The 15,294-nt window shown below is 44.9% G+C and carries 11 protein-coding genes; 8 read left to right on the forward strand and 3 right to left on the reverse strand.

Features of this window, described 5'->3' with window-relative positions; genetic code table 11:
- Position 1 precedes the first annotated feature (1 nt).
- The 6 genes from EXZ60_RS03490 to cdd all read left to right on the forward strand — a co-directional run bounded on the left by EXZ60_RS03490 (position 2) and on the right by cdd (position 7,735).
- Positions 2-2,137 carry a type I secretion system permease/ATPase gene (locus tag EXZ60_RS03490; protein ID WP_277435290.1) on the forward strand — a complete coding sequence of 712 codons (2,136 nt, stop codon included), beginning with the start codon at positions 2-4 and terminating at the stop codon, positions 2,135-2,137.
- A gap of 421 nt (positions 2,138-2,558) precedes the next feature.
- On the forward strand, positions 2,559-3,926 hold the full coding sequence (locus tag EXZ60_RS03495) for an L-cystine transporter (protein WP_026028454.1): 1,368 nt from the start codon (positions 2,559-2,561) through the stop codon (positions 3,924-3,926).
- 151 nt (positions 3,927-4,077) lie between these two features.
- Complete coding sequence (gene sbcB, locus EXZ60_RS03500; RefSeq protein WP_017044049.1) at positions 4,078-5,502, forward strand: exodeoxyribonuclease I; 1,425 nt, start codon at positions 4,078-4,080, stop codon at positions 5,500-5,502.
- 124 nt (positions 5,503-5,626) lie between these two features.
- Positions 5,627-5,959: a CidA/LrgA family protein gene (locus EXZ60_RS03505; RefSeq protein ID WP_033197434.1), complete on the forward strand. Its 333-nt coding sequence runs from the start codon at positions 5,627-5,629 to the stop codon at positions 5,957-5,959.
- The gene (locus EXZ60_RS03510; RefSeq protein ID WP_010319624.1) at positions 5,959-6,639 is read left to right on the forward strand and encodes a CidB/LrgB family autolysis modulator; all 681 of its coding nucleotides are present in this window, start codon (positions 5,959-5,961) and stop codon (positions 6,637-6,639) included. The genes EXZ60_RS03505 and EXZ60_RS03510 overlap by 1 nt, the downstream gene beginning before the upstream one ends.
- 208 nt (positions 6,640-6,847) lie before the next feature.
- A complete protein-coding gene (gene cdd / locus EXZ60_RS03515; RefSeq protein ID WP_017047013.1) occupies positions 6,848-7,735 on the forward strand; it encodes a cytidine deaminase in 888 nt (295 codons plus the stop codon).
- 58 nt (positions 7,736-7,793) lie between these two features.
- Here cdd and EXZ60_RS03520 read toward each other — a convergent pair whose 3' ends face one another.
- The gene (locus EXZ60_RS03520) at positions 7,794-10,541 is read right to left on the reverse strand and encodes an EAL domain-containing protein (protein ID WP_277435291.1); all 2,748 of its coding nucleotides are present in this window, start codon (positions 10,539-10,541) and stop codon (positions 7,794-7,796) included.
- 288 nt (positions 10,542-10,829) lie between these two features.
- Between EXZ60_RS03520 and purT the strand changes: the two genes are divergently transcribed.
- Positions 10,830-12,005 (forward strand): formate-dependent phosphoribosylglycinamide formyltransferase, encoded by a 1,176-nt coding sequence (purT, locus tag EXZ60_RS03525; protein WP_194545180.1) that lies wholly within the window; start codon positions 10,830-10,832, stop codon positions 12,003-12,005.
- A 64-nt stretch (positions 12,006-12,069) separates the two neighbouring features.
- On the opposite strand, the gene EXZ60_RS03530 is transcribed toward purT, so the two are convergent.
- Positions 12,070-13,368 carry a PAS domain-containing methyl-accepting chemotaxis protein gene (locus tag EXZ60_RS03530; RefSeq protein WP_194545179.1) on the reverse strand — a complete coding sequence of 433 codons (1,299 nt, stop codon included), beginning with the start codon at positions 13,366-13,368 and terminating at the stop codon, positions 12,070-12,072.
- A 121-nt stretch (positions 13,369-13,489) separates the two neighbouring features.
- Positions 13,490-14,137, reverse strand: a complete 648-nt coding sequence (locus EXZ60_RS03535) for a thiopurine S-methyltransferase (RefSeq protein ID WP_047688272.1) — start codon at positions 14,135-14,137, stop codon at positions 13,490-13,492.
- A gap of 347 nt (positions 14,138-14,484) precedes the next feature.
- Between EXZ60_RS03535 and EXZ60_RS03540 the strand changes: the two genes are divergently transcribed.
- Positions 14,485-15,258 (forward strand): phosphoribosylglycinamide formyltransferase, encoded by a 774-nt coding sequence (locus EXZ60_RS03540; RefSeq protein ID WP_017044849.1) that lies wholly within the window; start codon positions 14,485-14,487, stop codon positions 15,256-15,258.
- Positions 15,259-15,294: the final 36 nt, after the last annotated feature.

Genomic DNA, 15,294 nt, shown 5'->3' on the forward strand with positions numbered 1-15,294 from the left:
AGTGGATACCTTAACCAACACCGTCTCAACGGTTCATGATCAAGAAAGCCATGGCGCATTAGCGGCCCTCTCGTTCGCCAGCCTTTCATTTGATAAGAAAGTCACGCCATCACAACTGATTCATACACTAGGCGTTGCCGAAAATGAGCTCAGTGCTCTCGACATTCAGCGAGCCGCTCAATCTATTGGTCTGAAAAGCCGAATGATCACCGTCAGAGGAAGCGAGCCGATCCCGCTACCTGCATTGGTCAAAATCCGTCAGCAATGGCATGTCATTCATGCGCTAAACGAGTATGGTTGGACCTTGTACGATCCCATTAAACAGCGCTATTTCGAGTTTCCGTTGGCGCAAGGATCTTCAAGCTCTTGTTATGAGGTCTTATTACTGATTGAGCAGAGTATAGAGCCAAGCGATGTCGCTTTTGGCCTCCGCTGGTTTATGCCTTCGGTACTCCGTCAGTCAAAACAGCTACGTGATGTGTTTCTGTATTCGATTGTGCTGCAACTGTTTGCCCTGTTTGGTCCCAAACTTTTTGAAACCGTTATTGATAAGGTTCTTGTGGGGCGAAGTTTGTCGAGTTTGCACGTTTTAGCGCTGGCTATGCTTGCGCTGGCTATTGCTGAACCTCTTTACAGTTATTTGCGCAATACGGTTTTTGGTCATCTTTCTAGTCAAGTCAATGCAGAGCTATCGGGGCGATTGTATCGGCATTTGATTAATCTCCCATTAAGTTATTTCAAGCAGCGTCAAACGGGGCAAATCATCGCCCGCGTACGGGAAATGGCGCAAATACGTCAGTTTTTGACGGGCTCAACCTTAATGCTGCTCTTGGATCTCATTTTTATCACCCTCTTTATTGGTGTGATGTTTCATTATGCGCCAGCGCTCACCGGGCTGATTCTCGGTTCATTAGTGATTTATTTTCTGCTGTGGTTAGGTATTGGACCTTGGGTTCGTCACAAGGTAACGACAGAGTATGACGCAGAAGCAGAGACAACCACCTTCCTGACTGAATCTATAACGGGTATTGAAACAATCAAGACAACTGCAACGGAAGCTCGATTTTTAGAACGGTGGCAGCAAATACTCAGTCGACAAATTGAATGCGCGTTTTCAGCCCAAAAAGCCAGTTTGATTGCTGGGCAATTGATTGCCTTAGTGCAGAAAATAGCCGCTGCCATTTTACTTTGGTGGGGAGTCAACTTAGTGCTCAATGGACAGCTCACCCCCGGTGAATTGGTCGCCTTCAATATGCTAGCAGGGCATGTTACTCAACCCGTTTTGCGACTTGCGCAAGTGTGGCAAGATTTCCAGCACACCTTAGTAGCCTTGCGTCGCGTAGGCGACATTCTTAACGAACCGGCTGAAAATAGTAAAGATGGCCTTGCTTCCATCCCTTCTGTTCAAGGAGGCATTGAGTTTAAAAATGTTCGCTTCCGTTATCATATCGATGCACCGGAAGTCTTAGCGAATCTCTCGTTGACCATCGCTCCGGGGCAATTTATCGGTATTACCGGGCCTTCCGGATCAGGCAAAAGTACATTAACGAAACTGCTACAGCGTCTTTATGTACCTTTGCATGGGCAAGTCTTAGTCGATGGTATGGATCTCGCCATTGCAGATCCAGTCTCGTTAAGGCGCAGCATGAGTGTGGTGCTGCAAGAAAGCATGCTATTTGCAGGCAGCGTTGCCGACAATATTCGTCTTTGTAAACCCGATGCAAGCGATGCAGAGCTGATAAACGTTGCAAAGCTTGCTGGTGCGTTAAGCTTTATTGAAGCGCTGCCACAAGGGTTTGAACAACAAGTAGGAGAAAGAGGTGCCAACTTATCTGGCGGGCAACGTCAACGCATTGCACTGGCTCGCGCATTGTTAGTTAACCCAAAAATCTTACTGCTTGATGAAGCGACTTCAGCGCTCGATTATCAGTCAGAGGCGGCCATCATGAGCAATATGGAAACCATTTGCCATGATCGAACGGTGATCAGTATTGCACATCGGTTATCGACGATTCGTCATGCCGATAACATTATCGTCATCGAAGATGGGCAAGTGGCCGAGCAAGGTACTCACGAAGCGTTGCTCGCACGTGCAGGACTTTACGCACGTTTATGGAAACAACAAGTCAGTGGTTAACTTTCTCTCCTTCAAATGGGTTAGGTATAAAAAATCTCCCCAGAAATTACTGGGTCTTAAACTTACTCACTAAATTATTCAGATCATCAGCTGAACTCGCGAGATTTTGTGAGTTAAGTAGAGCTCGGCTCGATACAACCACACGCCATAGATATTTTGCACTCTCGCGATATGCTTGCCTTGCTCAAGAAGTATCAATGACTTGCTTAAATAATTCACCGATCGGTTCATTTACCAGCACAATAGAAAGATTGATAACCATTTGTTCTAAATCATGCTGATTTTGTCTTTGGATTAACCTACGTTAAAAGATATGGTTGCGTTTCATCGCTTTTATTCCCCTTTTACCTAGCATTATCGACTACATCGCTCATCGGCGATCAACGTAATCATGGGTACACAACTTTTAAGGTGTCGCATCATGTCAGTTGCAGCCATTGCCGCACTCGCAGTATTTATTGGTATTCTGTTTTTTCTCTTCGGACAGCAGAAAAAGTCTCACACTCTTTCACGCTTAGTGCTACTTGGGTTAATCCTAGGCAGCGCATTTGGCCTTGCTCTACAAGTAGTTCTTGGTGAAGGACATGTGGCTATCAAGGAAACATTAGGCTGGGTCAACGTCGTCGGTAACGGCTATGTTGGTTTGCTAAAAATGGTGATTATGCCTTTGGTGCTGGTGTCGATGATCGCTGCGGTTGTGAAGCTCGATAAAGGTGGCTCGCTGGGTAAAATCTCTGGCCTGACCATTTCTATCTTACTGCTGACGACTGCTGTCTCGGCATTGATCGGTATTTTTGTCACCCAAGCTTTTGGTTTAACAGCAGACGGCCTCGTTGAAGGCAGCCGTGAAACGGCGCGTATTGCTGTACTAGAAAGCCGCGCCGCTACTGTGAGTGATTTAACTATTCCTCAAATGCTATTAAGCTTTATTCCGACCAATCCTTTTGCCGACTTAACCGGTGCTCGCTCAACCTCGATCATCGCTGTGGTTATTTTTGGCGTACTAACGGGTATTGCGGCGCGTAAAGTAATGTCAGAGAAAGCCGAGCTAGAAACGCCAATCCGCACCTTTGTCGAAGCGATACAGTCGATTGTGATGCGCCTCGTGAAAATGGTGATGGCACTAACCCCTTACGGTATTGCGGCGTTGATGGCGAAAGTTGTCGCTACATCAAGTGCGGGCGATATTCTGAGTTTGCTCGGTTTTATTGTCGCCTCTTATGTCGCCATTGCATTGATGTTTGTGGTGCACGGTATCTTGGTTTCTTTTGTAGGCGTTAGCCCTAAAGAGTATTTTCAGAAAATTTGGCCAGTGTTGACCTTCGCGTTTACCTCACGTAGCTCAGCGGCAACCATTCCTCTGAATGTAGAAGCGCAAATCACTAAGCTGAACGTACCACCAGCCATTGCCAACCTATCGGCTTCATTCGGTGCCACTATTGGTCAAAACGGCTGCGCTGGTATTTACCCAGCCATGCTCGCTGTGATGGTTGCTCCTACCGTCGGTATTAATCCAATGGACGTGCACTTTATTTTGTCGCTAGTGGCTATTATCGCAATCAGCTCATTTGGTATTGCCGGCGTCGGTGGCGGTGCCACTTTTGCAGCCTTAATCGTACTACCAGCGATGGGCCTACCAGTGACGATTGCAGCACTGCTTATCTCCATTGAACCGTTGATTGATATGGCCCGCACCGCGTTGAACGTTTCAGGCTCAATGACGGCAGGTACCATTACCAGCCGCTTACTGAACGGTAAACAGGTACAAGTTCAAGAACAGCAAGCCTAGAAAGTATCGAACGTTCTCGTTTTTCTCCAAGCCGGTGCCAATGCGCCGGCTTTTTCATTTCAAATCCTCATCAGAGCATGCTTCGCACATTGCTATGTCACACAGGCAATGGTCTAATAAACCTTAAATTTCAGCGACTGGATACTATCGAATGCGACAAGAGCACCCGCCTACTTTCTTTTTCCTCGACTATGAGACGTGGGGAGTCAACCCTGCGAAAGATCGTCCGAGCCAATTTGCGGGCGTTCGCACCGATATGGATTTTAATATTATTGGCGAACCACTGGTCATCTATTGCCAACCACCAGCGGACTATTTGCCTTCTCCAGAAGCGGCGCTTATTACGGGTATCACACCACAAAAAGCGGTGGCCCAAGGCTTGCCAGAGCCTGAATTTATCGCCAAAATTCATCAACAACTCGCCACACCCAACACCACCAGCCTTGGTTACAACAGTATTCGTTTTGATGATGAAGTAACGCGTTACACTTGCTATCGTAATTTCATTGATCCGTATGCTTGGAGCTGGCAAAACGGCAATTCACGCTGGGATTTACTTGATGTGATGCGCGCCTGCCATGCGCTACGCCCAGAAGGCATCAACTGGCCCGAAAATGACGAAGGCTTTACCAGTTTTAAGTTGGAGCATCTCTCGGTTGCCAATGGCATCGAACACGCAAATGCCCACGATGCTATGGCCGATGTTATCGCCACCATTGAGCTGGCCAAAAAAGTAAAAGCCGCCCAACCCAAGTTGTTTGATTACTTTTTTAACATGCGCCATAAACGCAAACTCAATGATCTGATTGATATCGTCAACATGACACCTTTAATGCACGTATCGGGTATGTTAGGCCGAGAATGCCAATACACCAGTTGGATCGTGCCGATTGCTTGGCATCCCACCAATCAAAATTCGGTTATTGTGGTGGACCTTGCCAAAAACCCTCAACCCCTGATCGATTTAAGCAGCGAAGAACTGCATCAACGTCTATATACCAAACGCGAAGAGTTGGCAGAAGATGAATTGCCAGTGCCCATCAAATTAGTGCATCTCAATAAATGCCCTATCCTTGCGCCGGCCAAAACATTAACGGCCGAAAATGCAGACCATATCGGGGTCGATAGAAACCTGTGCCTTGAACACTTAGCGCTCATCAAGCAGTACCCAGAGATTAGAGAAAAGCTGATTGGCCTCTACACAATTGAGCGAGAATATAAGCACAGTGACGATGTCGATACTCAACTCTACGACGGTTTCTTCTCTCCGGCCGACAAAGCGGCGATGGAGATCATTCGCCAAGCTGACCCTGTCAACCTCGCCGCATTAGACATTAGTTTTAGCGATAAGCGCATCGAACCCTTGCTGTTTCGCTACCGCGCTCGCCATTACCCATTGACATTAAGTGACGAAGAGCAAAGACGTTGGGCAACCCACTGTCGTGATTATTTCGAAAGCCACCTTGAAGAGTACATGCTCAATTTAGAGAACTTAGTTCACACCCACAGCAGTGACGAAAAGAAAATGGCTATTTTAAAATCCGTTTACCGTTATGTCGAAGACATCGCGAGTTAATGTACGAGGTTTTCGCGCTGTCAGGTTTCAAACCAACACGCTGCGATTCCATTTCCGAAAATAGTTTAGGCACAACAAGGCACCGACTTTTATTGTGAATACCATTGCAAAATATTTGGTCTCTATGGGGCTGATTTTCCTTTGCCTGATGGCAGGTATCAATCTTCAACATTGGCTTGGCATCACCATTCCGGGCAGTATTATCGGAATGCTAATTCTGTTTAGTTTATTGGCAAGTGGGCTCGTGCCTGTCGAATGGGTAAAACCCAGTGCCAGTCTTTTTATCCGTTATATGGTCATTTTATTTGTCCCTATCAGTGTCGGATTAATCGAGCATTTTGATTTATTGATGAGTAACGCCATACCGATTCTTGCTAGCGCGGTGGGCGGTACGCTGATCGTATTAGTTTGTCTGGGTTTAGGGCTGGATCGTTTTTTGAAAAAGGGGAATAAGTGATGTGGTTATTGCTCACGATTGCGGTCTTTTTCCTGACACGTTGGATCAGTAAAAAATGCAAAACGGCCATAATGAATCCGTTACTGCTCAGCCTTGTGATCATCATTCCTATCTTGCTATTTTTTAACATCCCTTATGCCAGTTACTATGCTGATAACCAATGGCTTAGCTTTCTGTTGCAACCGGCCGTGGTGGCGCTGGCTTATCCTCTCTATGAACAACTGCCTCAGATCCGCTCAAATTGGCGCATCATTGCCCTCGCCTGCGGGGTGGGCAGTGCTATGTCAATGCTCACAGCCAGCTTAATTGCTGTTTATCTTCAAACGGATATACATTTAATCGCCAGCCTACTGGGTAAATCAGTCACCACACCGATTGCGATGGAAGTTTCCAGTAACCTCGGTGGGGAGCCAGCCATTGCCGCCGTTTTAGTGGTCATTGTAGGGCTGTTTGGCGCGATTCTCGCCTACCCTATCTACAACCTTCTCAACATTACGCATCCCATTGCTAAAGGCTTAACCATGGGCACCGTATCTCATGCGCTGGGCACAGCAACCTGCGCTGAAAAAGATCCACGTGACGCAGCCTTTAGTTCACTTGCATTAGTCGTGTGCGGCGTAATCACATCGATACTTGCTCCAAGTTTTTTTGCTTTTTCAATGTGGTTGTCCACGCTATAGAGTGCCAACAGAAATCAAAGATACGTCTACTCATGGATTTTGATTGTAGACGTGTCTCACTCTAAGGCTGACTGTAATCGATTTCATGTGTGACCTCACTCTAAATGTGAAAACCAAAATCATGTTACATTGAATTACGTGACTTAAATCTCAGTAAAATTTCATTCTTCGCCTAGAATATTCCTCAATACATAGATAAGGACTCATTATGAAAAGCCGTATTGAACAGGCGCTAGCTGATACGCCAAAACCCGTTGCAGAATTTTTGTCGCCCATTCTGCTGTGCGATGATTTTGACGCAACCCTATCACCAGAACAGTTCAACCAACTGCTTTCTCTTTCTGGGTTAGACGATGCGGAATTGCGCGTTGCACTGCTGCCTTTTGCGGCCGCCTATGCTTATGTACCACTTTCAAACTTTTACGTGGGAGCCATCGTCAGAGGTTTATCGGGCCGTTTGTACTTTGGCGCGAATATGGAGTTTTCCGGTGCGCAATTGGGCCAAACCGTACACGCCGAGCAATGTGCCATCAGCCATGCGTGGATGAAAGGTGAACAAGGCGTTGCTGACATTACCATCAACTTCAGCCCTTGTGGGCACTGCCGTCAGTTTATGAATGAGCTTACGACCGCAGACTCGCTTGCCATTCAGCTACCACAGCGTGATGAGAAGTCACTGCAAGAGTACCTACCTGAATCATTTGGTCCTGCCGATTTAGGTGTTGATTCTGGTCTAATGGCAGACGCTAACCACGGCAAAACAACTAGCGAAGATGACCCACTCATTGGCTTAGCTCTTAATGGCCTAAACCGCAGTTACGCACCCTATACCAACAATCTCAGTGGTGTTGCCCTGCAAGTTGAGAATGGTAAAACCTACGTCGGTGCGTATGCTGAAAATGCCGCATTCAACCCAAGCTTACCACCATTGCAAGTTGCTCTTGTTCAGTTAATGATGGATGGCCAACGCTTTGATAATATTGTCGCAGCCGCATTAGTTGAGATGTCTGATGGCAGTATTAGCCATTTAGCCGATACTCAAGCCACCTTGGAAGTAATTAACCCAGACATTCCTCTTTCCTATCTTGTGGTTTAGGCGCTCTAGTGAAAAATCCCCAACGCATGGGGATTTTTTCCTTTTGATGGTGCAGGTTTTACCGCATATCCTTTCCGCCCAACAAATTATCGAACACCTCTTGTTTACTCATCGGCTTGTAAAAATAGAAGCCTTGGATCTCATCAATATTCCAGACTTTGAGCTTGCGCAGTTGCGAAGCAGTTTCAACCCCTTCAGCCACGGTAGTTAAGCCTAGCTCTTGCGACATATTGATAATACTGCGCACCAAGGTTTTGGCTTTGTCATTGGATTCCAATGTGGAAATATAAGACTGGTCTAACTTCACTATATCTAATGGAAAATCACACAATGTACTAAACGAGGAATACCCCGTACCAAAATCATCAAGCGCCAACTGTATACCGAGTTTTTTTATCGCATCCATGCGTTTGATCGTCTCTTCTTCAGCCCCCAACAACATACTTTCCGTCAATTCGAGCACTAATTGTCCCGGTTCAATTTGATATTTTTCAATCAATCCTGATAAGTACCCGACCAATTTTTTACTGTAGAAATGCGGGCTAGAAAGATTGACGTGAATACTTAGCCGTTTACCCAACGAAAATTGCGACTGCGTTTGCAATTCGTTAATAAATTGGCAAGCTTGGCCTAGTATCTGCTCTCCCAATTCAATGATCACTTTACGTTGCTCAACCAAAGGGATAAATACGGCTGGCGAAACCATACCAAGTTGAGGGTGTTCCCAGCGAGCAAGAGCTTCAAAGCCAATGATTTCGGCACTGTCTGCACGAACAATCGGCTGATAGTAAGCAATAATATGGCCATCTTTCACAGCTGAGATGAGATCTCGATTGATCGCTAACGACTTCTGGGCATGAACAAACAATTCTTGTGTCACTGAAACAACCAAGCTGGCTCCAGCTTTCTCTGTTTGTTGAATGGCATAAAAACCACTTTGAACCAAAGTTTCAAAAGAATCGATAGCCAATTGTGAATCAATCACAGCACCTTCCACTCTCAAATCGAGTTCCAAGCCGCCAATGTCAGTCTTCCTCTTGTAACTATCGATAAGCTTAGTGCCTCTGTGAATCAAAAAAGAGGTTCCACCGTTACCCAACTCACACACCATAAATTCATATTCACTAATTCGTCCCATTATGGACGTGTTGAAACGGTTTCTAAGCGTAGCCGAAAAATGTTTAACGGCCATATCGTAAGCACTGTGTCCGTACACTTCTGAAATTTCTTTTAGTCTTTTAACCCGTAGGTAGAGCATGGAAAACCCACCACATTCGGTCGGATTGTCAATCAAAGGCTGGACTTGGCTCATCATCGTTGGACGATTAAGTAAACCTGACACTGGGTCACAATGGGTAAGGTCGTAAATAAGCTGCTCTTGCTGCTTTTGCTCGCTGATATCAGTAATCGATAGCATGATAGAGCGATGCCCACGTTGTTCTATCAATGTAGCTTCGATAAGACACTCTAAACGCTGCTGACCCTTTGTAACAACATGTCCCTCAAATTCACGCATCCCTTGTTCTATATTTTGGTAGAGTAATTCACTGCTGCACACTACATCATTTTGTATAATACAAAACTCATCTAAAACCTTTCCAACCAACTCATCTCTAGAATAAGAAAGCATATCCAACAAGGCTTGATTCACATCGACAATGAAGCGATCAACCACCAGCAACATTCCGAGATTTTGGCTTTGATAAAGTGCATCAAATTTCTGTAACGTCTCTTTAAGCCTATCTTCCGCCAAAGAGGATGAGGCAGCAAGTGAACGGACAAGTTCGGTAATTCGTTCAAACTCATCTTGCTTATCATTCGATTGTGAAGAGAATGCACTCTCTTCAATCAGCTGATTGATCCCTCGCTCAAAATTCTCAAACCGTTTGGCTACCTTGCTGCGAAACAGAGCAAAAGTAGCCACGGCAACAAAGGCGGCCGCAATAATGATCGTCAAAATCAAATAATAAAAAGTTTCGTTCCCTTTTTGATAGTAAAGCCGCTGAGCACAGGTTTTTAGATAACCAATAGGTTGCCCTGTCATATCACTAAGTAAGGTGTAATGCGTGATATTATTTTGATCTCTTTCAATACCCTCTTGATTATGACTAACAGGTAAAATCACAGGAACATCGGTAACTACAATGTCATGTTTAGCGGTTAGTAGGTTCTGATACTGAGAAGGGAAACGACGGGTTAAGTGCTGTCCCCATAGCATCCAACCCACAACATCAGCCGTACCTTCACTGTTACGCACCGGAGTTAGGCTCACCACCCATACACTATTTTCCACACGGATGAGGCCAGAGCGGCTGGTTTTATCCTCATCAAGTGTATGATGCATCTGAATTAAATGGTCGCTCACACCTTGTGAGCGTATCAACTGTTCCACTAACGAACAGTTTGTGCCAAACTCAATATCCCGACATAAGTATTCAACCAATTGCGAAGATTCGGTGATGAAAGCCAAGACGTCTAAACCTAAAGTATCGAGGGAATCAGGATACAAGTTGCGCTCAGCAAATTGAGTGTCGCCATTCAACAGCAACTGATAAGTTTCATCCCAATAAGCCCAATCATAAGAACGCTTTTCTTGCTGTACTAAAAGATCTTGAATGACCGACTGAGCTTGATTGCTATCTCGATGAATCTCAATTGATTCAAGTTCATTCAAACTATATAAAAAAAAGTGGCGAGTAATAAATAAGCTGCTAAGAATGATCCCAACCAACCCGACAGAAAACAACAGAGCAGTTTTCGTGTGTAGAGTAATAAAACGCAAACGTAAGAAAGTTTTCATAGCCATAGGTGTCTTTTTCTTAGTCAATCTCACATAAACTTTAGACTGAAATTACTTCATATTCTTAACGCAGTTTCTCGAATGCTGTTTACTGCACATTAATTGCTATTTCAGCCTTAATTTTGTACAGATATGAGTTCGTTTACTGCGTATTACACAAACCACTCTATCGGCAGCACGAACAGGAAATCACTCATCTCTCATCACAAAGGCAAACGTTTGCTTTTATTCTTAATTTTAGTATGATTTTGGCTGTTTTCGCTATTACCTATTGCTTGAATGTAAGGATTCACTATGTTTGGTACTGCTACACGTGAAAATGCCACCCGCGTTTTACTGCTTGGTTCCGGAGAATTGGGCAAAGAGGTGGCAATTGAATGCCAACGCCTTGGTTTAGAAGTGATTGCCTGTGATCGCTACGCCAACGCTCCAGCAATGCAGGTGGCGCATCGTAGCCACGTATTGGATATGCTCGATGGCGATGCGCTACAAGCCATTATCGAACTCGAAAAACCAGACTACGTGGTGCCAGAAATTGAAGCAATTGCCACGCATAAGCTGGTTGAACTGGAAGCGCAAGGCTTAAACGTTGTCCCCACTGCAACGGCCACTCAATTGACGATGAACCGTGAAGGCATTCGCCGTTTAGCCGCAGAAACTCTTGCCTTACCTACCTCTCCTTATCAGTTTGCTGATGACTATAATGATTTTGTACTGGCGATTGAGCATGTCGGTATGCCTTGCGTAGTTAAGCCTGTGATGAGTTCATCAGGTAAAGGCCAAAGTGTGATTAAGACGCAAGAGGATATTAGCCGCGCTTGGGCATACGCTCAAGAAGGTGGCCGCAGTGGAGCTGGGAGAGTGATCGTCGAAGGCTTTATCGATTTCGACTACGAAATTACTCTCTTGACGATTCGAGCAGTGGATGGTGTCCATTTCTGCGCTCCCATTGGCCATCGACAAGAGGAAGGGGATTATCGCGAATCATGGCAACCACAAGTGATGTCGGCTAACGCAATTAAAGCCGCTGAATATGTAGCAGAACAAGTGGTTAATGCACTCGGTGGTTACGGCTTATTTGGGGTTGAACTGTTTGTAAAAGGCGATAATGTTATCTTCAATGAAGTATCCCCTCGCCCACATGATACGGGAATGGTCACCCTTATTTCGCAAGAGCTGTCTGAATTTTCGCTACACGTGCGCGCGTTCACGGGTATGCCAATCAACAGTATTACCCAATATGGGCCATCGGCATCTGCGGTTATTTTAGGTCAAGGCACCTCCACTAACCTTAGATTTGATGGAATAAATGAAGCACTGTCTATCCCACACACTCAACTTCGTCTGTTTGGTAAACCAGACATTGATGGACGCCGTCGGCTTGGGGTTGCTCTGGCGAAAGATAAAGAACTCAAACAGGCTTTGCACAACGCAATTCAATGTGCCAAAAGCGTGCAAGTGATTCTGTAAAAACGCAAAGCGAGCCACTAGGCTCGCTTTCATTTTCTTCACCAACAATACTCGCTGCAGAGCTTTACTCTTTAATCAGTTCACTGACCGTGCCAACCACACTGTCCGCGGCTTTTCTCATTTCATCAATCAGCTTTTGCGTCTCTTCTAGTTTGCTGTTACATGCCGTGACTTGGCCTTGAATTGCCCCCATCATCGATGTCGAGCTGTTGGTCAGTTCGCTATTGAGCTTAACAATATTACCAATTTCATCGGTCGCTTTGGTGGTATTGGAGGCCAATGAGCGCACCTCATCAGCAACCACCGCAAAACCCCGGCCATACTCCCCAGCACGCGCAGCCTCGATAGCGGCGTTGAGCGCCAGCAAATTAGTCTGTTCTGCTATGCCTGTAATGGTGGTTACAATTTTGGTGATTTGCTGCGACTGATTGGCCAGTTGCGTCATCGATGTATTCGCCTTAGTGATCGCGTTATCAATCTCTTTAGCAATGGAGGCGGCTTCGGCTAGCGTTCCCGTCCCAAGTTGAGCAATATGTACCGTTTCTTGTGAGGTGTGATGCGCCACTTCTGCTGCATCTTTAATCGCCCGAGCTTGTTGTACTCGTTGCGTGACATCGGTTGCAAACTTAGTCACACCAATCACTTTATGCTTTTCGTTAAAGATGGGGTTATAAGTCGCTTCTAACCAAATTTCATCACCATGTTTTGTAAAACGTTTAAATAATCCCGTTTTAAAATGACCACTGGCGAGCGACGCCCAAAAATTTGGGTTCTTTTTATAAAATTCATCATCACAAAATAATCGGTGGTGTTTACCAACGATTTCTTGCAATTTGTACCCAACACAGGACAGAAAGTTTGGATTCGCGTCTACAACCGTCCCATCGGGAGTGAAAGAAATCACAGCCATTGACTTATCGACAGCTTCAAATACGGCCACTTGTCTATCCAATTTCTCTTTTGCAGCAGTTACATCACTGGCAATCTTCACCACCTTAACCACTTTTCCTTGCTCATCTTTTACTGGGATGTACGTAGCTTCAATCCACACTTTATTATGGCTTTTAGTTAAACGGCAAAACGTACCCGCATGAGTTTTACCTTGCGCTAAATTTTGCCAAAGTTGACTATATTGAGGCGCATTAACAAATTCACTTTCACAGAACATTCGATGATGCTGGCCCACCACTTCCGATAATGAATAACCCAACACTTGTAAGAATGAGGAGCTGGCAGTCAGAATATGTCCTTGTGGATCAAACTCAATATAAGCCATCGTGCGTTTTATTGAATCAACCACCAGTTCATCACTGCTCTTTTTAGACTGTTGATTGCTGTTTGGCTTCCTACTAAACAAACCCATAGTTTTTCCTTAGTATTAGAGCGGCTGATATAGACGTAATGGCTTGCTCTCATCAAACGCCTAAAACCTACCTATTTATTGTTGTATAAGATGTATAAATAAACGATTTAAGCATAGTCTGTTACTTCTCAATTAACCACACGACTTCAGCAAAACGGCTTAATCCTCGTTGACTGATCTTAGGGTGATTTTCATCAGCATCGTCACGAAACAGACACGTCACTTTGCAGTCAGTGAATAACGACTCAACTTCATTTTTGGCGACACAGAATGGAGGGCCCATCATTTCACTTTGAACGTAATCCAGCGTCACAAGCAGCACCCTTCCGCCCTCTTTTAACAGTGAAAGCAAGCGAGTAACGTACTCCTTTCGCATTTCAGGGGGCAACGCAACTAACGCCGCTCGGTCGTAGATAAGCTCAACCGCTTTTAGCGGCGCACTAAAGACATCTCCGGTATAAATCATCAGTTCATCAAACTGATACAGCTCATGCGCTCCATTTAAGCGAGTGACCGTTGGCGTATAAAAATGCTCGGCAAAAAAGGAACGAACGGCAATTTCACTCAGCTCTACACCCTGAACCTGTTCATGCTGGGAAGCGAGCCATATCAAATCTTCACTTTTTCCGCACAATGGTACAAATACACTTTCATTTCGTTGAGGTGAGAGTTGAGGCCAATATTCGATCAACAATGGGTTCACATCTTCTAAGTGAAATCCTATTTGGTTGGATGCCCATTTCTTGTGCCAAAACTCGGGATCTTTCATTATCTTCGTACTCTACGATTAAAATCTACAGCCAGACAAAGTACATGCTACTGACTAATAAGTGAATCCCCAACGGGTTAAACAAACAGCACAAAGACAGATAAAGATGTTCATATTTGGTTCATCCTCATTAGATACACTTGGTAACACATCAAATTGAACAGATAGCCTGGCGAGGCGTCTGAAGATAAGACCTGTGATAAAGCGCAAAATTATGGATTAATTGTTCCACGAGCTATTGAGTTGACTTTGTTCATCCCAAGATCTCATAGCAAGCGACTCTGGTTATCACGTGTTTAGGTCTATTTTGGTTTCACCTTTTACCTAGACTAAGTTAAGGAGAATGAATGAGCCTATTTTTACGTACTACGGCACTGATGCTTTTAGTACTAAGCAGAGCCCCTGCCTTTGCAGCCGTTCCGTTCAATTCAGAAAGTGATGCCAAAGTTGGTGAATCGAAAAATCAACTCTCATCTAAACTGTTCAAGCATAGTTTAAGCGGTTTATATGGCATCCAGTCCACCAACAACCAGCCTTTGCAACCCTACAACGATTTTGAAATTCTCTACAGTAAAGCTCACCAAGCTCAACGTGAACTTGAAACATTGTGCAGAAGTACTGCTTTACTAACATCAACAGAGGCTCACTTTTCTGGCGTGAAATCACGTGACCGAGCATTAAGTAAAATAGAACATGAATTAGGTGGGCGAGCTGATAGGATCACAGATTTAGCCAGAACAACTCTTGTGGCAAATGATGTGCCAAGCTTAGTCGAGGCTTATGAAGTATTAAGCCGAGAAGCCAGCATCGTAAAAGTAAAGAACCGCTTTAAATCGCCTGCCGCATCAGGCTATCGTGATTTAAACTTACTGGTTCAACTTCCTAAAACCAATGTTATTGCAGAAGTACAATTACATCTTAAAGCCATTGCCGATGTGAAAAATGGCCCCGAACATCGTTTCTATGAACAGATCCAGAAGTTTGAACGTGTCGCCGCATTAGAGAAGCGAGCGTTACATGATATTGAAAAAGCGCAAATTAACCAGTTTCGTCGCCAATCTATCGAGCTCTACCAAAACGCCTGGCAGCCGTATATCACCACTCATATTCAAGCAGCCTAATACGTTCAGAACCCTTAACTCACCATAAACAGAAAA

This window comes from Vibrio sp. 1151_11 (genome assembly GCF_029478525.1).
GTDB lineage: Bacteria > Pseudomonadota > Gammaproteobacteria > Enterobacterales > Vibrionaceae > Vibrio > Vibrio anguillarum.